At 33.4% G+C, this 20,135-nt stretch carries 17 protein-coding genes and 1 tRNA gene; 8 read left to right on the top strand and 10 right to left on the bottom strand.

The features are described from left to right. The first annotated feature begins 123 nt into the window (after positions 1 to 123). The 3 genes from JOD96_RS22225 (at position 124) to JOD96_RS22495 (ending at position 4,046) form a co-directional block, all read left to right on the top strand. Positions 124 to 1,023, top strand: coding sequence for a hypothetical protein (locus JOD96_RS22225; RefSeq protein ID WP_209566430.1), 900 nt, complete (start codon positions 124 to 126; stop codon positions 1,021 to 1,023). 86 nt (positions 1,024 to 1,109) lie between these two features. Beyond that, positions 1,110 to 1,610, top strand: a complete 501-nt coding sequence (locus tag JOD96_RS22220; protein ID WP_209566429.1) for a hypothetical protein — start codon at positions 1,110 to 1,112, stop codon at positions 1,608 to 1,610. Between the two features lie 1,356 nt (positions 1,611 to 2,966). Further along, on the top strand, positions 2,967 to 4,046 hold the full coding sequence (locus JOD96_RS22495; RefSeq protein WP_245188480.1) for a hypothetical protein: 1,080 nt from the start codon (positions 2,967 to 2,969) through the stop codon (positions 4,044 to 4,046). Here the strand turns inward: JOD96_RS22495 and JOD96_RS22210 are convergent. Then, positions 4,012 to 4,085: transfer RNA gene (locus tag JOD96_RS22210), tRNA-Arg, on the bottom strand. The two genes, JOD96_RS22495 and JOD96_RS22210, sit on opposite strands and share 35 nt — an antisense overlap. A gap of 112 nt (positions 4,086 to 4,197) precedes the next feature. Between JOD96_RS22210 and JOD96_RS22205 the strand changes: the two genes are divergently transcribed. Next, positions 4,198 to 4,710: an adenine phosphoribosyltransferase gene (locus JOD96_RS22205; RefSeq protein WP_209566428.1), complete on the top strand. Its 513-nt coding sequence runs from the start codon at positions 4,198 to 4,200 to the stop codon at positions 4,708 to 4,710. A 15-nt stretch (positions 4,711 to 4,725) separates the two neighbouring features. Here JOD96_RS22205 and JOD96_RS22200 read toward each other — a convergent pair whose 3' ends face one another. From JOD96_RS22200 to JOD96_RS22160, 9 genes are all read right to left on the bottom strand, one after another. Continuing rightward, positions 4,726 to 5,376, bottom strand: coding sequence for a response regulator transcription factor (locus tag JOD96_RS22200; RefSeq protein ID WP_209566427.1), 651 nt, complete (start codon positions 5,374 to 5,376; stop codon positions 4,726 to 4,728). Further along, positions 5,366 to 6,148, bottom strand: coding sequence for a sensor histidine kinase (locus JOD96_RS22195; RefSeq protein WP_209566426.1), 783 nt, complete (start codon positions 6,146 to 6,148; stop codon positions 5,366 to 5,368). Before JOD96_RS22195 ends, JOD96_RS22200 begins: the two co-directional genes overlap by 11 nt. Further along, on the bottom strand, positions 6,121 to 6,768 hold the full coding sequence (locus JOD96_RS22190; protein WP_209566425.1) for a hypothetical protein: 648 nt from the start codon (positions 6,766 to 6,768) through the stop codon (positions 6,121 to 6,123). The genes JOD96_RS22195 and JOD96_RS22190 overlap by 28 nt, the downstream gene beginning before the upstream one ends. A 6-nt stretch (positions 6,769 to 6,774) precedes the next feature. Next, positions 6,775 to 7,218 (bottom strand): hypothetical protein, encoded by a 444-nt coding sequence (locus JOD96_RS22185; RefSeq protein WP_209566424.1) that lies wholly within the window; start codon positions 7,216 to 7,218, stop codon positions 6,775 to 6,777. A 282-nt stretch (positions 7,219 to 7,500) separates the two neighbouring features. Next, positions 7,501 to 9,921, bottom strand: coding sequence for a phenylalanine--tRNA ligase subunit beta (pheT, locus tag JOD96_RS22180; RefSeq protein WP_209566423.1), 2,421 nt, complete (start codon positions 9,919 to 9,921; stop codon positions 7,501 to 7,503). 181 nt (positions 9,922 to 10,102) lie between these two features. Next, positions 10,103 to 10,966, bottom strand: coding sequence for a bestrophin family protein (locus JOD96_RS22175; RefSeq protein ID WP_209566422.1), 864 nt, complete (start codon positions 10,964 to 10,966; stop codon positions 10,103 to 10,105). A 27-nt stretch (positions 10,967 to 10,993) separates the two neighbouring features. After that, positions 10,994 to 12,304 carry a TolC family protein gene (locus JOD96_RS22170; RefSeq protein ID WP_209566421.1) on the bottom strand — a complete coding sequence of 437 codons (1,311 nt, stop codon included), beginning with the start codon at positions 12,302 to 12,304 and terminating at the stop codon, positions 10,994 to 10,996. A gap of 56 nt (positions 12,305 to 12,360) precedes the next feature. After that, positions 12,361 to 15,456, bottom strand: coding sequence for an efflux RND transporter permease subunit (locus JOD96_RS22165; RefSeq protein ID WP_209566420.1), 3,096 nt, complete (start codon positions 15,454 to 15,456; stop codon positions 12,361 to 12,363). A 136-nt stretch (positions 15,457 to 15,592) separates the two neighbouring features. Beyond that, the gene (locus tag JOD96_RS22160; protein ID WP_209566419.1) at positions 15,593 to 16,651 is read right to left on the bottom strand and encodes an efflux RND transporter periplasmic adaptor subunit; all 1,059 of its coding nucleotides are present in this window, start codon (positions 16,649 to 16,651) and stop codon (positions 15,593 to 15,595) included. 640 nt (positions 16,652 to 17,291) lie between these two features. Between JOD96_RS22160 and JOD96_RS22155 the strand changes: the two genes are divergently transcribed. From JOD96_RS22155 to JOD96_RS22140, 4 genes are all read left to right on the top strand, one after another. Continuing rightward, positions 17,292 to 17,891: a TlpA family protein disulfide reductase gene (locus JOD96_RS22155; protein WP_209566418.1), complete on the top strand. Its 600-nt coding sequence runs from the start codon at positions 17,292 to 17,294 to the stop codon at positions 17,889 to 17,891. A 31-nt stretch (positions 17,892 to 17,922) separates the two neighbouring features. Next, a complete protein-coding gene (locus JOD96_RS22150; RefSeq protein ID WP_209566417.1) occupies positions 17,923 to 18,780 on the top strand; it encodes a hypothetical protein in 858 nt (285 codons plus the stop codon). Between the two features lie 45 nt (positions 18,781 to 18,825). After that, a complete protein-coding gene (locus tag JOD96_RS22145) occupies positions 18,826 to 19,143 on the top strand; it encodes a hypothetical protein (protein WP_209566416.1) in 318 nt (105 codons plus the stop codon). Positions 19,144 to 19,216: 73 nt separating this feature from the next. After that, on the top strand, positions 19,217 to 19,819 hold the full coding sequence (locus tag JOD96_RS22140; RefSeq protein ID WP_209566415.1) for a PAS domain-containing protein: 603 nt from the start codon (positions 19,217 to 19,219) through the stop codon (positions 19,817 to 19,819). Positions 19,820 to 20,135: the final 316 nt, after the last annotated feature.

Below are 20,135 nucleotides of genomic sequence, written 5' to 3'. Positions count from 1 at the left end.
TTAGAAAGAATCAGATGATTAGACCAGGGATATCCATGTTTAAATCATTCTGTAAATTGGCGAGCTAAATTTTAAATGACTTAAATTCTTATATTTGATTCTGACAGATGCGACAGAACCTATGTGTTAAATAATCCGCTTAAATATACAGATAAAAATGGAGAATTTTGGGATATTGTGGCAGGATTTTTCTTTTCTTTGTATGTGCACGCGGGCGCTGCCAGCGGTGGAGAAGTAAATCCATTAAAATGGGATTCTAATACATGGTCAGATGCTTTTGCAGGAACAATCTCAACAATTGGTTCGAATGCTGCGACTGTATATACAAATGATTATATTGATAATTACAACAATAGACCTCAATTAGGACCCAGTGCTATCAGTTCTGGCAATAGTTCACCGGTCTTTGAAAATAATGAGGGACATAAGTGGTTGGATCATAATTCAGATCCACAAAACTATGGAGACGGTGCAATATTGCATCAGACAAGAGGTTCGGTTTTTAACGCTTATTTTTCGAGAGAAGGTGAGGCATATAGTTTTAAAGGTAATGCCCAGTTTCTTAGTGGTTCAGCTTATTATGCAACAGGTGCGGCAGAAGCAGGAGGATTGGATTTTGGTGCAGAAGCTTCAATATTTAAAAATACGTTTGATAAAAGAATCGGAACACAGGATTATAATGTCCATACCAATACTACAAATTTAGTAGGTGGTTTAGCAGCAAATGTAAATGCAGGTTTACTAACAAAGCATAGAGGGAAGATGGGACTACTGGTTGATGGAAATATTGGGGCATATGGTGCAAAAACTGATTTCACAATCGGAGCTACGATATTCGGAATAACGTATGATGCTACTTTTACAGGTTCCATTGCATCAGCACATGCAGGTTATACCGGTGGTTTATATCTGGATTCACGTACAAATGTCCTCACTTTGACGGGAGGAGAGCATTTAGGATTTGGATTAGGTGAAGGAGCTTCTGCAACTTTACAAATCCCGTTAAATTGGTTACTTAAATAATAAATATAATTATGATCCTATTTTGTAGTGTATTAGTTCTGACGTTAATAATGATATATTTTGGAATTAAATTTTTGATAAAATTTTTGAAAGCGAAGGAGATTATTTCATTTCCGGTCCAGGAGAATGAGATATCTTTTCATATACCCAAAAAAGGAAGATATTCTTTATGTATATTAGGCGGAACGGCCGTAAACAATTTATCGGTTAATATTTATTCAGCTGTCACATCAAAATTTGTTGTACTAACCGAATCCTTTTTGAAGTATAAGTTTAACAGAAGTGGAAAATTAGGTACGACTTATCTGGATTTTGACATATATGAAAAAGGGGAATACCTGCTGAAAGTTAATAATATCGACAGTTTATCCGTTAAGATGTCAATGCTGAAATCGGTGGCAATGTTCGAGAGTAATGTTCACCGTGACAGAATAGTTCTGCTGATCAGGGAGTATTCCTCACCGCTTCATTTCATATATTCCTTATTGCTTTTAATTACAGGTTTGGGTTTGTTTTTATTAAACATTGTTTACCTGTTATATACTATGGGAATTATAGTACCGGGATCTTATCATCATAATGTATAAAGTACCGCTTATTAACTAGTAGGGGATCTTGCGTGCAGGATTTAACAGTGAGCGGGCAGCCCAAAGAGTCTGTGTGGTCAGAAGGGTTCGGTGCAGGGATCTGTAGTACGAATATACTATAGTGAAAACGAAAGCTCCGTTTTTTGCAAGTCTTAAGGCCGTTGGTTGTTTTGGTTTTTTATGAGTGGTGTGGGGAGCAGGTTGTCTTTTTGTTTAAAGGATGAAATTAATCGGGTAGATGTACTTTTTTAGGAAACGATTTTTATTTTCGAGTGTTTTTTATTTAGAGAAAATGATGTATAGTCATAGATCGTTATTGCTACATTCTCTTTTTTGTAACAGAGATGTGGTCGATGGTTGAAATTTTGAATGTATTTAACAAAGTTACTTACTGAATTGATTTAAAAATGAAGGAAATTTTACTCTAGTTTTAAAATGATATTTTAGAGTGAAAAAATTAACAAATGGGGAGATTGTTTTTTTTATTCATTATAGATTGAGTTAACATTTACTTGAGTTAACATTTAACTATTATAAGAAACTACTTTGATATTTCTTTTATGTATTGTTTTCTCCTGTTTCTGTTTAAAATGATTCACCATTAAATTCTAAATTGAATAAGGAGGTAACAAATAGAATATTTTAATATGTAATAATTTACTTATTTAATATCTATGAAAAAGGTAGTTGTGCTCTTGTTCGCTCCAGGATATTGTTTATTTGAAGCTTTTTGTCTGTGTAGCGGGAACGGGACTCGAACCCTTCAATATAAAAAAACTATAAAACAAACGTATTATAAAGTTTCGAACCTAAATTTCTTAGGTCTGAATTTTACAGATTTTTACTTTCAGAAACATCAAAACTTAAAATTGCAAGGTTCTAATATTTTAGCAGTACTATTTTGTAGAATTGATGGGATCACAAACTACTATCAATAGAAACTGACAGCAAAGATATTGAGGGGTTTCTAAAACCAGGTATAGAAAATCTTCTAAAGCTTAATGAATACTACGATACAGGCAATTGGGCGGATTCGCGCGATTCGATAGGTTCGATTTATCCTGATAATTTTACTATTTCAGAAAATGAGTTTCGAACCCACTAGAATAAACTAAGTTCTGTGGCTGATCTACTACATTAACAGGCAAGTAGCCTTAAATAAAAAAGGGACAAAGAAGAAATTTTCTTTTTCCCAAGTAGTAGGAACAAGTGTGTTCAAATCATTTTGTAAATTGGCTGCATAATTTTCGGGTTTCTGATTTATTGCGGATTTACATGGCAGATGCGACAGAACCCAATAATTACTATAAAAAAATAATTATCAAAAAAATACTCAGTAAATAAAAAAATATGATATTGAATTACAATGAAATAGTCCAAGAACTATCAGATAAGAATTGGAAAAAAATTAATATTATTTTAAATATTAATGAGGACGCTATCGGATATGATAAAATTGAATATATAGATCATAATGATACAGCAGTTTTTTTTTGGGTAAGATTTGGTATTATTGGTGATTTAATTGAGTCACTACGCAATAAATATAATAGCAATGTAAATTTACTTAGTAAAAGATTTAATAAATATCAGATTGAAATTTATCCTAATGGTGAAGTTACAGAAAAACAATGGTGGGATTTAGAAAAAGAGAAAAAAGATTTACTGGACGGAGCAGAAGTATTTTATCAATGGGTAAATGAATGCATGATGTCCATGATATCTGAATATGAGAAAGATAATGATCTTGTTCCTAATCAATACGATGATGATGGAGATTTAGAATATTTAAGTTCTTGGGACAGCGGTTTGTTTACTTTTTATATTAATGAAAAAGAGGAGTTGAAATACAAAATAGCTAACAAGATTTTTAAAGAACATTTAAATAAATTTAAACCTTTAGAAGAAGTTAAGAAGCTATATACTGCAGTTCTGCTTGAAGGTTATAGAGAGCATACTGGAGTAATAGCTACCGAAAAAAAGAAGTCCCTTGAGCAGATTGCAGTTTATGAAAAGAAATTATCCGTAGCCAGAAATTTATTAGTTACTGAGAAAATCGATGCTGAAGATTACAATCTCATGAAGACTGAATACAATGAGATTATCAGTAATCTGGAAAAAGAGGTGGGTAATGTAGAGGACGACAGGGCGAGTATAGAGCATTTAACGACGACTGGATTGGAAAACCTTTTCAAGCTAGGCGAAGCCTTTGATGGTGGGACTTTATCAGATTCTAGGGAGATAATTGGTTTAATTTTCCCTGAAAATTTTACATTTTCAGAAAACAAAATCCGCACCGCTAGAGTGAACGAAATCATTAACTGTATTTATCTGGTAAACAATAGGTTACGGGCAAAAAAAAATGGGACAAAAGATGATATTTCTCTTTTGTCCCGAGTAGTGACCTCGACTGGATTCAAACCAGTAACCTTCTGAGCCGTAATCAGATGCGCTATTCAGTTGCGCCACGAGGCCTTTTTGTTTCATTGAGCTAATTTTCGTAGCTTTGTTGAACGCTGTTTGCGGGTGCAAATATAGAGATAAATGCGAGATAAACAAGCAAAAAAATACAAAAAAATAAAAAAAAATGAAGTTTGAAAATTATATACGTGATATTGAGGGATTTCCCAAAGAAGGAATTTTGTTTAAAGATATCACGCCTTTGTTAAATGAACCAATTGCGAGAGAAGAATGCCTGAAAATTTTAGTTGATTCACTAAAAGGGCAAAAAATTGACAAGGTTATAGGTGCAGAAAGTCGTGGCTTTTTCTTCGGAATGCTTTTAGCCCACGAACTAAAAGCCGGTTTTGTTCCTGTCAGAAAACCAAGAAAACTGCCTTTTACTACTATTTCTGCTTCTTATGATTTAGAATACGGTACCGATTCATTAGAAATTCATACAGATGCTATAAAAAAAGGAGATAAAGTTCTAATTCACGATGATGTTCTGGCTACCGGAGGCACTGCAAAAGCGCTTGGTGATTTGGTCAAAGAACTAGGCGGTGAGATTGTACAGTTTAATTTTTTGATGGAACTTTCTTTTCTTAACGGAAGAGAAAAAATAAAGGATAGCCCTATTTTCGCTGCTATAACTTATTAGAGTTTTTTCTTTTGATTAAACCAAAACAATTTTGTGTTTAATGGCATAAAGAACAAGTCCAATTCGGGTTTTGAGTTCGAGTTTATCAAATAATGATTCTCTGTAACCGTCTATTGTTTTTGGACTTAGGCACATTTGAGACGCAATTTCTTTATAAGTCATTTCGGTACAGGCATGTTTGATAAAAAGAATTTCTTTTTCTTTTAAACATATTTTATTCGGGTCGCTGTTTACTTTGTTAAGCAGCATTCCCGACACTAACTCGGTAAAATAAAAACCTTTTTCGATAACGCATTCAATCGCATCCTTAAATATTTCCGGCGAGGTATCTTTTAGTAAATAACCTTTGGCACCATTGGTAATCATTTTTATAATAATTTCTTCATCATCATTTACAGATAAAGCAATAACATTAAGGTCTGGTCTGTTTTCTTTTAGCCATTTCATTGTGCTAAGACCGTCTAAAACCGGCATATTGACATCAAGTAAAACAAGATTGATTTCTGCAGATTGATTACTTTGCAGATAATCAATAAAAACTTTTCCGTTCTCAAAACGTTCTGTAACTTCATAATCGCCAAAACTTTTTATCAGGAGTTCCAGTGATTGTGAAAAAAGCAGATGGTCATCTACAATTATAATTTTGCTTTTTGTGTTAGTTTTCATCGCATTGTATTAAGGGATATTCTAAATTTACGCTTGTTCCTGTCTGATCAGAAGTCATAATTAGCTTAGCACCAATCAATTTTGCCCTGAGTTTCATGTTATTTAATCCTAATCCTGAGTTTGAATTTGTAAGATCATATCCAATTCCGAAATCTTTCAGTTTTAGCCGAAAAACAGCAGCTGTGGTTTCAATATCAACATTAAATAAATCACTTCTGGAGTGTTTCAGACTATTATGAAGTGCTTCCTGAAATATTCTGTAAATAATTAATTCATGCTCTTCATTTATAATCGGAAATTCACCAATCCTATTAAAGCTGCATTTAATTTTTTTTAGCTTTTTTATTCTTTCCAAATCCTGCTGAATGGCTTCTATAAAATTCTGCTGCAGTAAATTATCTTTACAAATTATCCGGGATAAAATACGAAGTTCATCTAATGATTTGGCCAAAACATTCTTAATATCTTTAAGTTCGCTTATCGGAATATTTTTATTGCTGATACCAATATTCAGCTGCATTATGGCAACAGAAATAATCTGTCCGATATTATCGTGAAGTTCTTTACTGATTTCAGAAAGTGTCTGATCTTTAATTTCAATCCGGGTTTTAATAAGCTCGGACTGGAAATACATTTCAGATTCCATTTTTTCTACTAAATAGTTGTTTTTCTTTTTTAGAAAATAAAAAAAGATTACAAGAAGTGTGACCAGTAATGTAAAAAATACAATACCTAACGAAATAACTAATAATTGTATTTCTTTTCGCTCCATACAAATCCGATTATAAAACAACCATGTGCCAGACAATTTAAAATAAACAATACCAGACTAAATATTGATTCGTCCTGTTTTATTAAAAACCAGTTTATTGCCAGCATGAAAGGCAGTACGGGAACATGAAATACCAGAATACCTAAAACGTACCAAAAAAACACTGATTTTTTAAAGTTCAAAATCTTATCCGAATTAAAAATCTCTATCAAATATAGGCATGAAAGCAGCATTACCAATATTACGCCAATGGCAAAACTGTAAGTAAATGAATGGTTTATATCTTTTTTGAAATATAAAATATTTAGAAAAAAGGAAACTATAAATAATATTAAAAATAATACAGCCGAGATTCTGTTGCTTATTTTTTGCAAAAGACTTCGCAGCAATAGTATATAAGCCACAAAAGTAACGAACATGTAAAAATTATAAACATAATAATTTAATAGACCTGTCCATTGCGTAAAATAATAACCAACAAATTCGGTTAGTACTGAAAACCAGATTAAAAGTAGTAAAAATTTAGCTTTATTACTAGGAAGCTTATGAAGATAAATCAATCCCACAGTTCCTGATAGCAAAGCTAAATAGATGATATAAGATCTTAAAAATTCAAACATAATTTTTTAATATATTAAGCTAGGTGGTCTTCCGATGTTTCCATAGTTCATTGGTTCAAGGCTTTGTATGTCTGCAGATGCTGCCTGTTTTGTGGCAGCAAAACCTTGTACCTGATTTGTATTGTCATCAGTATCCATATTTGTTTTTTTGCCTGTTGCAGATAAAAAGAGTGTTGTCAGGCCGGCTTTTTCGCCAAGTTTTTCGTCGTCCGGATAAACTCCAAAATAAAAACGGATTCCGTCAACTTCATATCCGCTCTCGGCTCCATGCGTTTTTATATAATCAATGTAAGCCTCCAAAGCTTCTAATGAATACCAGATAGCATTAGCATCCTCTTTGTCAGAAGATTTTGCTGTTAGTTGAGCCTTTTTATTAGTGTAATTTAAATTCAGCTGTTTAGCAAATTCTTTGGTAATTAACTGACTTGGTTTCTCTGAAATGTTTTTCATGATTTTTAGGTTTTAATAATTAGTTATTAATCAATGGTTTGAAAATATTTCAGACAAAATTATTTGAAAAGGTATAATCTGACAAGGGTGAAATTACCCTTTTTTATGCCGTAAAATTGGAGACAATGTCTGGAACCGATATTTTATTAGTTAGTATCTAGTAAGCCTCTTTATTTGGTGGCCACTTTGTAGTTCTAAGATCGAACATGAAAAAGCTGAATAAAAAAGAAACCCGACAATGTGAAGCACTGCCGGGTTTATTATAATGATTTAAAGATAGTCTTATCTTAAACTTGCACCAAGTTCATTCTCAAATGTTTGTTGCAATTTTGACATTATCTTATCGATTTGAGAATCGGTCAGGGTTTTGGTATTGTCCTGAATTGTGAAACTCAAAGCGTATGATTTTTTTCCTTCCGGAAGATTTTTCCCTTCGTAGACATCAAACAGATTTACATCTTTCAAAAGTACTTTTTCAGTTTGTTTTGCCAGATTGTAAATGCTTTCGTAAGTAGTTTTCTGATCAATCAATAAGGCCAAATCTCTTCGAACTTCAGGATATTTAGGTATTTCAGAATATTTAATCTTTCCTGTTATGATTTTCAAAATCAAATCCCAGTTAAAATCTGCGAAGTAAACTTCTTGTTTAATTCCGAAGTGTTTTAAAATTGACTTTTTTACAACGCCCATTTCTACCAAAGTATCATTATTGTAGCATATTGATGTTCCTTCAGAGAAAATATCAGATTGTACAGGGGCATTAGTTATTTTGTCGATTCCTAAACGGGATAAGATTGATTTTACATATCCTTTTAATAAAAAGAAATCAGTAGATTTTTGAGGATTTGTCCAGCTTTCTTTGTTTCTGTCTCCTGAAATTGATAACGTTAAATGTTTATGTTCTTCGTAACCATTCAGGTATTTATGATATGTTTTTCCAAATTCAAACAATTTCAAATCAGCATTTCTTCTGTTGATATTGTATGAAATCGCTTCGAGGGCAGAAAACAATAAAGACTGACGCATTGTTGCCAAATCTCCACTCAAAGGATTCAACATCGTAACGTTATGTTCTTCTTTTAAAACAGTTGATAATTTTGCGTAAGCAGCTGTTGTTAATGAATTTGCCATCATTTCATGAAAACCTTGTGAGTTCAATTGTGAAGCAATGATATTTTGTACTTTATAATCTTCTGTTCTTGGAGAATTGGAAACGGTTGCATTAAATTTTTTCGAGAATTCGATATTATTATACCCATACACTCTCAAAATTTCTTCGATCACATCTATTTCACGTTGAACATCAACGCGATAAGCAGGAATCGTTAATCCTAATCCAGATTCAGAAACACTGTTTACCTTAATGTCCAAGGAAACTAATATTTTTTTGATAGTATCTTTTGGGATTTCCTGTCCAATAATTTTTGAAACATGGCTGAAATTTAATAAAACAGAAAAATCTTCTACTTTTTTAGGATAAATTTCAACAACATCAGAGGTTATTTTTCCTCCCGCAACTTCCTGAATTAGAATTGCAGCACGTTTTAATGCATATTCTGTAATAGTTGGATCAATTCCTCTTTCAAATCTAAAAGAAGCATCAGTATTTAGCTGATGTCTTTTTGCAGTTTTACGAACACTTACAGCATCAAAATAAGCACTTTCTAAGAATATTGAAGTTGTTCCTTCTGATACTCCTGATTTTTTCCCACCAAAAACACCTGCAATACAAAGTGGGCCCTTTTCATCACAAATCATTAGATCCTCAGCGTGTAATGTTCTTTCGACATCGTCCAGAGTGGTGAATTTTGTGCCTTCTGGTAACGTTTTAACAATTATTTTTCCGTTTATTTTTGCTGCATCAAAAGCGTGAAGAGGCTGTCCCAATTCGTGCAAAACATAATTGGTAACATCGACAATATTATTTTTAGGAGTTAATCCGATTGCTTTAAGACGGTCTTGTAACCAGGCCGGAGATTCTTCAACAGAAATTCCGGAAATTGTAAGTCCGCAATATCTTGGTGCTAAATGAGAATCTTCGACACTAACATCAATTTTCAGGGTACGCATGTCAACTCTGAAATTGCTCACAGATGGCGTAATCAATTCTACGTTTACACCACGTTGCAGCATTCCCGCTCTCAAATCGCGTGCTGTACCGTAATGGCTCATTGCATCTGCACGGTTTGGTGTCAGGCCAATTTCGAAAACTTCATCATTAGTAATATTAAAAACCTTTGCAGCAGGAGTTCCCGGCTCCAGATTTTCGTCCAAAACCATAATTCCGTCATGGCTTGTACCAAGACCCAGTTCATCTTCTGCACAAATCATTCCGTGACTATCCTGTCCGCGTATTTTTCCTTTTTTAATAGTAAATTCTCCGCCATCTTTATCATATAAAACTGTTCCGATTGTTGCAACAGGAACTTTTTGTCCGGCAGCAACATTGGCTGCACCACACACAATCTGTATTGGAGTTTCCTGACCAATATTTACAGTGGTCACTTTTAATCTGTCAGCATCAGGATGTTTTTCGCAAGTAAGTACGTGTCCTACAACAACTCCTTCTAAACCACCTTTTATGGATTCATATTTTTCAACAACTTCAACTTCCAGACCTAAATCTGTCAGTAATTCTGAAGTTTGCTCAGATGTCCAATCTGTTTTAATGAATTGTTTTAACCAGTTGTAAGATATTTTCATGTTAACTTTTATTCTTGAATAAGGATACAAATATAAGGATTAGGTGCTGTAGTAAGAAAGAATTTATTTGGTTTTTTGAAACTGTCTTATTTTTTTAGCTCTTATTTGATATAGCACATTTTAGCCTTGTTTATTTGTATATTTTGTATTTATTAGAAGTAAATTTTTAGAATGTTTTATATTAAATTAATTCTTCAACGTGCTTTTTAATGTTGTCTGCAATCTTTTTTGTTGGCAAATCATTTTCGTCATCACCAAATGGATCTTCAATTTCTTCTGCAATGAGTTCCAAACTCGCCAGTACATAAAAAATAAAAACGACAACAGGGGCAACAAAATAGCCTAAGCTTATAGAGTAACCAAATGGCAATGTCATTGTATAGAAGAAAATGAATTTTTTGATAAAAGCACTATAAGAGTAGGGTATAGGTGTGTTTTTTATTCTTTCGCAGGCACCACATATATCTGTAAATGATTGTAATTCCAGATTTATAGTGATAAGCTGATCACCGGTAATTTTTTTGGCTTCATACAAATCATTAATTTTATGATACATCATTCTCATTACCTGATTTGGCTTGTGTTTATGGTGATCAATTTCCAGATCGACGTCTTCAAAAAGCTGTTTGCTTGTTTCTTCGTCTTTTAAATGTTTGTGTAAAAATGAGGCGTAAGTCGCAATTATTTCCCTGAAAAATTTTCTGTCGTTTTCGTCCTTCAGGATAGCAGAAAGTTTTATAGCAAGGTTTCGGCTGTTATTTACAAGGCTTCCCCATAATTTTCTTCCTTCCCACCAACGGTCATAAGCGGTATTGGTTCTAAAAACCAGTAATAATGAAATTACAAAACCAAGCATTCCGTGCATAATCGGAATATTATGAATGTAATCATTTTTACCAACCTTAAAATATTCTACTTCAAGATAACCGACAACGGCCGAATAAAGCCCAATTGCGAGCATGATCGGAAATAATTTTCTAATTGTATCCGATTTATGAAAATGAAAGATAAAAGTAAACCAGTCTTTGGTATTGTATGAAATCATTTAAATCTGTTTTGAAACAAATTTAAATTAAAAATTAATATTACCCGCTAATTCTTTTAATGCAATTTCAGATAATTTTGCTTCGTATTGTGCATTGCTGTAACGCACTTTTGCATTGACATAATTGAGCTGAGCCGTTCTGAAATCAATAGTTGTTATGGTTCCGATTCTGAATTTATCTAAAGTGATTTCTAAATTTTGTTTTGCAATTGCTTCGTTATTTTCTTCCAGGTCAATTAGTTCCAGATTGGTTAGGTAGGTCTGGAATGCTGTGCTTAATTGTGTGTTTAAAATTGAGTTTTGCTGTTCGATGGCAATTTGGGAATTCTCTATTTGAATTTTAGCTATTTTTTCATTTCGATGCTGATTAAAACCGTCAAAAATATTTAGTGTAGCATTAAAACCATAGTTTAAACCTTTGCTCGATGTTGAACTGGTAAAACCAAGACTTGATTCGCTTTCTGCAAAATTATATCCCGAAGTTAACCTTACAATAGGGTAGCGGTCGGCTCGTACTTGTTTTAATTGCAATTCGGCAACACGTTTGTTTATAATTTGAGTTTCCAGCACAGGATTTTGTTTTTGGGCTAAATCCATTAAATTGGCTAAAATTAATTTGCTGTCCACCGTTACATTGTCTATTACCTTAAAATCAATTTTTGGATCACGCGCCAAATACTGGTTAAGTAATATTTTGCCGTTTGCATACGATTCTTTTTGTCTTAATAAAGCGACCTGATCAGAGTTTAAATCTACCTGTGCATTCAAAACCTCTAATTTTGAAGCTTTACCAATAGTGAAACGGTTTTGAGCCAAAGTCAATCGTTGTTTAGAAATAACAATTGTTGTATCTAAGGCTGCTAATTGCTGTTGCATTTGCACTAAATTATAATAAGCAGAATTTACCTGTCCAATTTTGACCAAAATGGTGCTTTTGAGCTCAGCATCGCCTAATTTTTGAAGTTCTTTTAACTGATCGTAACGGGCAAACATTTTCATTCCGTCAAAAACAGTCCATCCTAAACTTACACCGTATGTCAAACTATTATTTTTGGCATTATTTAGTTTGGTAGAAGTTCCGTCCTGACGTGTTTGTGATGAGTTTTGGATACTATTATTATCTGTTACAGAAGCAGTAGCAGTTGGTAACATTCCGGCATTTCCGATGGTTACATTTGTCTCGCTTATTTGTGTATTGTTTTTGGCAATCTTAATTTCAAAGTTGTTTTCCAAAGCTATTTTCATAGCATCTTCAATAGTTAAAACCTCCTGCGCTTGTGTGCTTATTGCGCAAAAGAAAAATAGTATCAAACTACGGAATAGAATTTTAGTGTTCATGTTTTTTTTCTTTTGCCTGAAATTCAGATTTTAATTTTGAATTTCAGGCTAATAAATTATTTACTTTCTTTTTCGTATTCTTCTATATGGTCAAATTCAGGATAATGTTTTCTGGCTTTAGACCACATTAAATAAATTGCCGGAATAACAAAAAGCGTTAAGGCTAATGAAAAAATAGTTCCTCCAACAATTACAACTCCCATTCCGATTCTACTCGTAGAGGCGGCTCCAAGAGACATGGCGATTGGCAAGGCTCCCAATGCGATTGCTAAACTCGTCATCAGGATCGGACGTAAACGTGCCTCTGATGCTTCTAAAATAGCTTCTAACTTTGGTTTTCCCTGTTCTCTAAGCTGGTTGGCAAATTCTACAATCAAAATACCATTTTTGGTAACTAAACCAATAAGCATTACGGTACCAATCTGGCTAAAGATATTCCATGTCTGATTAAATAACCATAACGAGAATAAAGCTCCAGCAACAGCCATAGGTACAGTCAGAATGATAATAAAAGGATCAATAAAACTCTCAAACTGAGCAGCAAGAATTAAAAAGATTAATAACAAAGCCAATCCAAATGCAAAAGAAGTATTTGAACTACTTTCTACAAAATCCCTTGATTCTCCGCTCAAATCGGTTGTAAAACTTTCGTCCAGAACTTTTGCCTTGATCTGATCCATTGCTTCGATACCATCACTGATACTTTTTCCTGGTGCTAAACCGGCAGAAACAGTTGCAGACATATAACGGTTGTTGTGGTACAGCTGGGGTGGATTACTTTGTTCTTCGATATTGACAACATTGTCCATCTGGATTAATTCACCGCTTTTGTTTTTAACAAACATCGAAGTTAAATCCAAAGGTTTAGAACGGTCCTTTTGATCAAATTGTCCGATTACCTGATATTGTTTTCCATTTTTAATGAAATATCCAAAACGCTGGCCGCTCAAAGAAAGTTGTAAGGTTTGTGCAATATCAATGATAGAAATACCCAGACTCTCTGCTTTTGCACGATCTATACTTACGTTTATTTCGGGTTTATTAAATTTTAAATTGACATCTGTAGTCGAAAAAACATCACTTTTACCGACTTCTTCCATAAAAACAGGGATTTTTTCTCTTAGTTTTTCAAAAGTCGGAGCCTGAATTATATATTGAATAGGTAGTCCTCCACGTCTGTTTACAGAAATTGTAGGCTGTTGAATTACAGATGTTTTTGCATTTGGATATTTTTTAGTCCATTTTGATAATTTATCAGCAATTTCTTTTTGGGATCTTTCTCTTTCGTCAGGTTCTTTTAGCGAAAGTCTGATAAAACCAGAATTTGCAGCCGAACCTCCCGAACCCGGAGCGGTAATAACTAAACTTACTTTTTTCTCCGGAATTGAATCATCGACCAATTTTGAAATTTCCTGCATAAACCGGTTCGTATATTCATAAGATGAACCTTCGGGCGTCGTCATACGCATCGTTACCGAACTACGATCATCGTAAGGAGCTGTTTCTTTTGGGAGTATGGTAAAAAACAAATAAATTAATCCAAAACAGGCAATCAAAATGGGAAAACTGATCCATTTTTTGTTCATGAAACGAGATAAAGAGTCTGCATAACCACTATTTAATTTTTCAAAAAACGGTTCTGTTTTAATATAAAATTTAGATTTTTTCTGTTCGCCGCCTTTCATCAAATAAGCATTCAGCATTGGTGTCAGGGTCAATGATACAAAGGCAGAAATCAATACTGCAGCACCAATTACAACACCAAATTCACGAAAGAGTCGGCCAACGAAACCTTCTAAGAAAATTACAGGTAAAAACACCGCTGCCAGTGTTACCGAAATTGAGATTACAGCATAAAAAATCTCATTAGAACCTTTAATCGCTGCTTCAATTGGCGTCATTCCTTCTTCGACTTTTTTAAAGATATTTTCGGTAACTACAATTCCGTCGTCCACAACCAGACCTGTTGCCAGTACAATAGCCAAAAGGGTCAGTACGTTTATGGAAAACCCGAAAAGCCACATAATAAAGAAGGTAGCAATCAATGAAACCGGAATATCTATTAGTGGTCTGAATGCAATTGCCCAGTCTCTAAAGAATAAATAAATAATGATAATTACCAATATGATGGAAATTCCCAGAGTTTCTGCAACTTCCAACACAGATTTCTTAACGAATAGTGTATTGTCAAGCGCAATATTTAGTTTAATATCCTTTGGAAGATCCTTTTTTAAGGCTTCGTATTTTTTATAAAATTCAGATGAAATATCAAGGTAATTGGCTCCCGGCATTGGTACAATAGCTAAACCAATCATAGGAAGTCCCGAAGAGGTTAATCCGGTTTCAATATTCTCAGGACCTAATTCTGCACCGCCAACATCGCTCAAACGAACAATTTTGTCACCATCAGTACGGATAATAATATTATTAAATTCCTCTGGTTTAGAAAGATTTCCTATTGTTTTTACAGTCAACTCTGTATTGTTTCCGGTTAATTTTCCAGATGGCAGCTCTACGTTTTGTGCATTTAAGGCATTTCGAACATCAGAAACAGTACAATTATAGGCATTTAGTTTTATCGGATCAATCCACAAACGCATAGCGTAACGTTTCTGTCCCCAGATCTGAACACCACTTACGCCCGGTATAGTTTCTAACCGCTGAGAAATGACATTCTCGGCATAATCACTTAGTTCTAAGGCGCTTCTTGTATCACTTTGAACGGTCATCGAGATAATAGATTCACTATCTGCATCTGCTTTAGATACTACGGGAGGTGCATCAATATCCTGAGGCAAACTTCTCACGGCTTGCGAAACTTTGTCACGAACATCATTTGCTGCTTCCTCCAGATTTTTATCTAAATTAAACTCGATCGTAATGTTACTGCTTCCCTGATTACTTGAGGAAGTAATATTCCTGATTCCGTCGATAGCATTTACGGCTTTCTCAAGCGGCTCTGTAATTTGAGATTCAATAATGTCTGAATTGGCTCCGGTATAATTTGTTCTGATAGATACCTGTGCCGGATCAATAGACGGGAATTCACGAACACCCAAAAAGGTATAACCAATAAAACCGAATAAAATAATCAAAAGATTCAGTACAATGGTTAAAACGGGTCTTCTTATACTTGTAGTAGATAAACTCATATATGATTTATGATTTTAGATTGTTGATTTTAGATTTATTAAATTCTAAATATTTATCAAAATCTATAATTATATTAATTTGAATGACTTTAGTTTTTTAGATTTAATCTGAAATCTAATAGTCTAAAATCTGCAATTATTTTACTTTAACTTTTATTGGAGCGTCATTTTTTAAGGACATTACACCGCTTGTAATCAGGGTATCTCCGGCTTTTAATCCGGATAAAATCAAGATAGAAGAATCAGTTCTTGTAGTAGCGTCGACCATCACTTCTTTGGCTTTTCCCATATTGGCAATATAAACTTTTTTGCCGTCCTGAACAGGTACAATAGCTTCTGAGGGAACAACTATAGCATCTTTAATAATATTCAGAGGCAATTTTACATCTGCAAAAGTGCCCGGAAAAAGTTTTCCGTCTGTATTGACTGCAATAGCACGAATTTGTAAAGTACGGGTTGCTACAGCTATTTCTGGTTCAATTGCATATATTTTTGCAGCATACACTTTCTCTGATCCGGATACGGTAAATTCTATATCTGATCCCGTTTTTACCTGAGAGGCATATTTTTCAGGAATAGAAAATGTGATTTTTAATTTGCCTGTATTTACTAGTTTTGCAACTAAAACAGCAGGGGTAATATAAGTTCCGGGAGATATAGAACGTAAACCTATTTTTCCTGAGAAAGGCGCTTTGACAGAAGTTTTGGCGATTTGCGCGCTAATCAATTGGCTTTGCGCTTTCGCGGAAGCGTAATCTGCATTGGCAACATCAAATTCTTCCTGACTAATAGCTTCTTTTTGCAATAATAGTTTTGCTCTTCTTTGGTTTTCTCCGGCCAGATTTTCTTTTGTAACCGCTTGTCGCAACTGTGCTCTTAACTCAATATCATTTACTTTAAAAAGAACCTGGCCTTTATTTACATTCGTACCTTCATTAAAATAAATACCTTCAACAATACCAGAAACTTCACTGTGAATTTCTACTTGTTCATTGGCTTCAATAGAACCTGACAGGGATAAGTTGTTATCAAATGTGGATGTTTTTAGCACAATTCCGGTTACAGAAGTGGGAGTGTCCTTGTCTCCAAATTTTTTAGATTCTTCGTTTTTACTTTTATTCGATATAATTCTGTAGGCAATAAACCCTCCAATTCCGATAATGAGAAGGGCATAAATTAGGTTTTTTACTTTCATAAAATTGAGGTAAGTGTATTTTTTTGGTATGAATTTAGGTAAGTATACAAAATTAGCTTTTTGAACTGAATACTAAAAGGTTATTTTTTATTTAACACTTGTAGTTATAAAACTTTATATTGTATTAAGTTGTTGTAAATCAGTAATTAATATGCTTTTTATCTGTCATTATTTGGTGAAAATGTATTTTTATCATTCGCAATTTTTTTTGAGTTTTTAAATCAGGATATAGTCCTGAAAAGTTTAGACATCTTTTCTGCTGTTTGGTTTAATCGGTTTGTTCAATTTTTTTATCTTTTTAACATATTTGTTATTATATATTCTGCTAAATATATTTTGCGTCAGTTTTTACCCACGTAATCTTACTTAAAAATGTATTTTAAACTAAGTTTTTTCTTGTTATTAAATAAATATTTGCATTTTGTCTGATTTTTTTTGCACTTTATCGATTTTATTTGTAACATTGATTGGCTTAAACAAAATGATAGGTTTTTTGTGAGAATAATAATGTTTTTGGTGCTTAAGCGTTAAAATGTGTAGGTTTTTTATTTGTTTTTAAGTTAAAATTATTGATTTATAAATTCAATTAATTAACAATTGTTTATATATTGTTAGTGTTTCTTTCCAAAAACTACTATTTATGGCGAAAAAGTTACTGCTTGGCTTATGGTTCTCATTATTACTGTTTGGAATTTCATTTTTATTCTGGCAAAACGAATTCAAATACAGTCTTCCGACACCTGTTCCCAAAAATTACCATGACATTGCGATGGGATCCAGAATTGATTTAGGAAAATGCTGGATTACTAATAACAAACCCATTTTCATTCATTTCTTTAATCCCGATTGTCCCTGTTCCAGGTTTAATATTCCCCATGTTAGCGGTTTGATAAAAAAGTATGGGAACCAGATCAATTTTAAAATTGTAGTTCTCAACAAACAGAAAGATTTTACAATAGAAGAAATTCAGAAAAAATTTGGAGCCGATGTTCCCGTTTATTTTGATTCGGCTATGGCACAAAAGTGTGGTGTTTTCTCCACGCCGCAAGCCGTTATTATTGATCCTTCGCACAATTTATATTACCGTGGCAATTATAATAAAACCAGATATTGCACCAATGCTGACAGCAATTATGCCCAGATGGCAATAGATTCTTTGCTACAGCAAACCAAAAGCCCCTCTTTTAATGCTTTGGCTCTAAGAGCTTACGGATGTTCATTACCAAAATGCACTAAATAAATCTAACCCCTTAACCAAAAAACCAAAAATTATGAAAACAAAAGCTAGTTTGAATGAACAAGATTACCTGCACAGTTTTATGTCAACCATGACCCAAAAATCGGACATTATTATTAACTATGTTCTGGCGGTCTATTTCCTGCTCGGAATCGCCCTGGCATTTAAGTACGATACGTTTGAGATAGGTGTGGGTGTTGGTACAATAAATCTTTTATTATACTATTCTGCAAAATGGTTTCTTAAGAAATCTAATTTTTACCAATACGTTTTATCTGTAGTCCTGGCTATTTTTATGGCGCAATATATTTACCAGATGCATGGTTTGTTCGAAATGCATTTTACAGTGTTTATTGCCAGCACGATTTTGATCATTTATCAAAACTGGAAACTGCAGATTCCGCTTACACTTCTCGTGGTGCTGCATCACGCAGGTTTGGCCTATATGCAGAGTGAAGTATATAATGATCCTAAAGGTTTGCAATTGTACTTTTCTCAGGTAAATTTTGATTTGGAAACTCTTCTGATTCATGTTGTTTTGGCTGCTGTTGTATTTTTTATGAATGGTTACTGGGCTTATTATTTTAAAGAACACAGTCAAAAACATATTTCTAAAATATCTGACGAATATGAATTGGAAAACATAAAACTGGCCTCTGCAAAATACAGTTCATTATCTGCCACTAATGAGTTTAATGTTTTTGTTTACCGAACTGCACAGGATTTGAAACTTCCTGTAAATTCTGTTTTAAAACTAATTGATGTTTCAAAAGGTCATACGGATAATGATAAACTGCTTAGTTATCTGGAAATGATGAGAGAAAGTGCCAAAAAAATTGATGATCTGGTAAATGATATTCACGGCAAATCGGCAAACAGAGTTTCTAATTAACGCCGGACTGAATTATAAAACTGTTTTAACTAAAACTCTTATTTTATGTCCAGACATGATTTTGAATTGGCAAAAGAAATGCTTGATTCTCTAAAAAAATCTTTTGATTTAAATTCTTTTGAAAAAATAGGAGGTGAAACCGAATTTGGGAAAAAAGTTGCCTCAATATATAGCCAGTACAGCGATAATCCGAATGCTAAAAATCTGGATTTTCAATATAAAAAACTCATTCAGATCGCTAATGATATTAAACATCTAAAGTTAGCCAATGATGCAACATTGCCCGATTGGCTGGAGGAAGAACTCGAAGCAGTTTTCAGGAAAACAAAAGACCTCCTGATTATTTTAGAAAACGATCTCTGATGAGAATATAATTCAAAAAAAGACACTTTTAAAAGCACAAATAATAGCATATTAATTTATTAAACAAAAAATTATGGATACCAGAATTACCCGGCCGTCTCCATCAGACAGAGAAGTCGATTGGAATAAAACTAAAGTATTACTCAGTAAAACAGATACAAAAGGAACAATTTTATATGCTAATGAAGCTTTTATTGATGTATCGGGCTATGATGAATTTGAACTGATCGGACAGCCGCACAACGTTATTCGTCATCCTGATATGCCAAAGGTTATTTTTAAATTTTTGTGGGACAGTATCAAAGCCAATCAGAATATTCATGCTATTATCAAGAATATGTCTAAAACGGGAAGATATTATTGGGTAATTACAGATTTTAAAATTATTTCTGATTCTGATGGAGAAATTGTAGGCTATTTTGGAACACGAAAATCAGTTCCTGATGATATAATTATAAAATTTATAGAGCCGTTGTATAAAAAACTGCTTCATATTGAGGAAGCCAGCGGAATTCACGCTTCTGAAGAATATCTCATTGGTTTTCTTGAAGAAAGAAACAAATCTTACATGGAATATGTTGACCATCTTGTTGCAACGGGAAAAGATGATAAAAACAAGGTAAAAAAAGGATTTTTTAATGGCTTCTTCGAAAAGAAAGATGTCAAAAAGAAATAAATAATATAAAAATACTCTTCATTGTATCAGCTCTAAAACAGTAAAGCTTTTTTGCCCCAAATCTATCAAGCTTACTAATTTAATAGAATGTTTTAGACTTAAACACCAAGTGTTTAAGATGATACTTTGGAGGGGATTTTTTTTTTTGAAGGTTCTAAGTTGCTAAGACTTTAAGGTTCTAAGGTTTTTTTCTGAGGCAATAAGTTAAAAAAAACTTATTGCCTCAGAACCTCAGAACCTCAGAACCTCAGAACCTCAGAACCTCAGAACCTCAGAACCTCAGAACCTCAGAACCTCAGAACCTCAGAACCTCAGA

It is taken from the genome of Flavobacterium sp. 1355 (assembly GCF_017833415.1).
Lineage (GTDB): Bacteria > Bacteroidota > Bacteroidia > Flavobacteriales > Flavobacteriaceae > Flavobacterium.
This window is presented reverse-complemented; position numbering and strand designations above follow the sequence as displayed.

Bases quoted from the DNA above. Each gene is read 5' to 3' on its own strand.
- pheT (WP_209566423.1), bottom strand. From the start codon at position 9,921: ATGAAAATATCTTACAACTGGTTAAAACAATTCATTAAAACAGATTGG.
- JOD96_RS22205 (WP_209566428.1), top strand. From the start codon at position 4,198: ATGAAGTTTGAAAATTATATACGTGATATTGAGGGATTTCCCAAAGAA.
- JOD96_RS22170 (WP_209566421.1), bottom strand. From the start codon at position 12,304: ATGAACACTAAAATTCTATTCCGTAGTTTGATACTATTTTTCTTTTGC.
- JOD96_RS22145 (WP_209566416.1), top strand. From the start codon at position 18,826: ATGTCCAGACATGATTTTGAATTGGCAAAAGAAATGCTTGATTCTCTA.
- JOD96_RS22140 (WP_209566415.1), top strand. From the start codon at position 19,217: ATGGATACCAGAATTACCCGGCCGTCTCCATCAGACAGAGAAGTCGAT.
- JOD96_RS22160 (WP_209566419.1), bottom strand. From the start codon at position 16,651: ATGAAAGTAAAAAACCTAATTTATGCCCTTCTCATTATCGGAATTGGA.
- JOD96_RS22155 (WP_209566418.1), top strand. From the start codon at position 17,292: ATGGCGAAAAAGTTACTGCTTGGCTTATGGTTCTCATTATTACTGTTT.
- JOD96_RS22165 (WP_209566420.1), bottom strand. From the start codon at position 15,456: ATGAGTTTATCTACTACAAGTATAAGAAGACCCGTTTTAACCATTGTA.
- JOD96_RS22185 (WP_209566424.1), bottom strand. From the start codon at position 7,218: ATGAAAAACATTTCAGAGAAACCAAGTCAGTTAATTACCAAAGAATTT.
- JOD96_RS22200 (WP_209566427.1), bottom strand. From the start codon at position 5,376: ATGAAAACTAACACAAAAAGCAAAATTATAATTGTAGATGACCATCTG.
- JOD96_RS22195 (WP_209566426.1), bottom strand. From the start codon at position 6,148: ATGGAGCGAAAAGAAATACAATTATTAGTTATTTCGTTAGGTATTGTA.
- JOD96_RS22150 (WP_209566417.1), top strand. From the start codon at position 17,923: ATGAAAACAAAAGCTAGTTTGAATGAACAAGATTACCTGCACAGTTTT.
- JOD96_RS22190 (WP_209566425.1), bottom strand. From the start codon at position 6,768: ATGTTTGAATTTTTAAGATCTTATATCATCTATTTAGCTTTGCTATCA.
- JOD96_RS22175 (WP_209566422.1), bottom strand. From the start codon at position 10,966: ATGATTTCATACAATACCAAAGACTGGTTTACTTTTATCTTTCATTTT.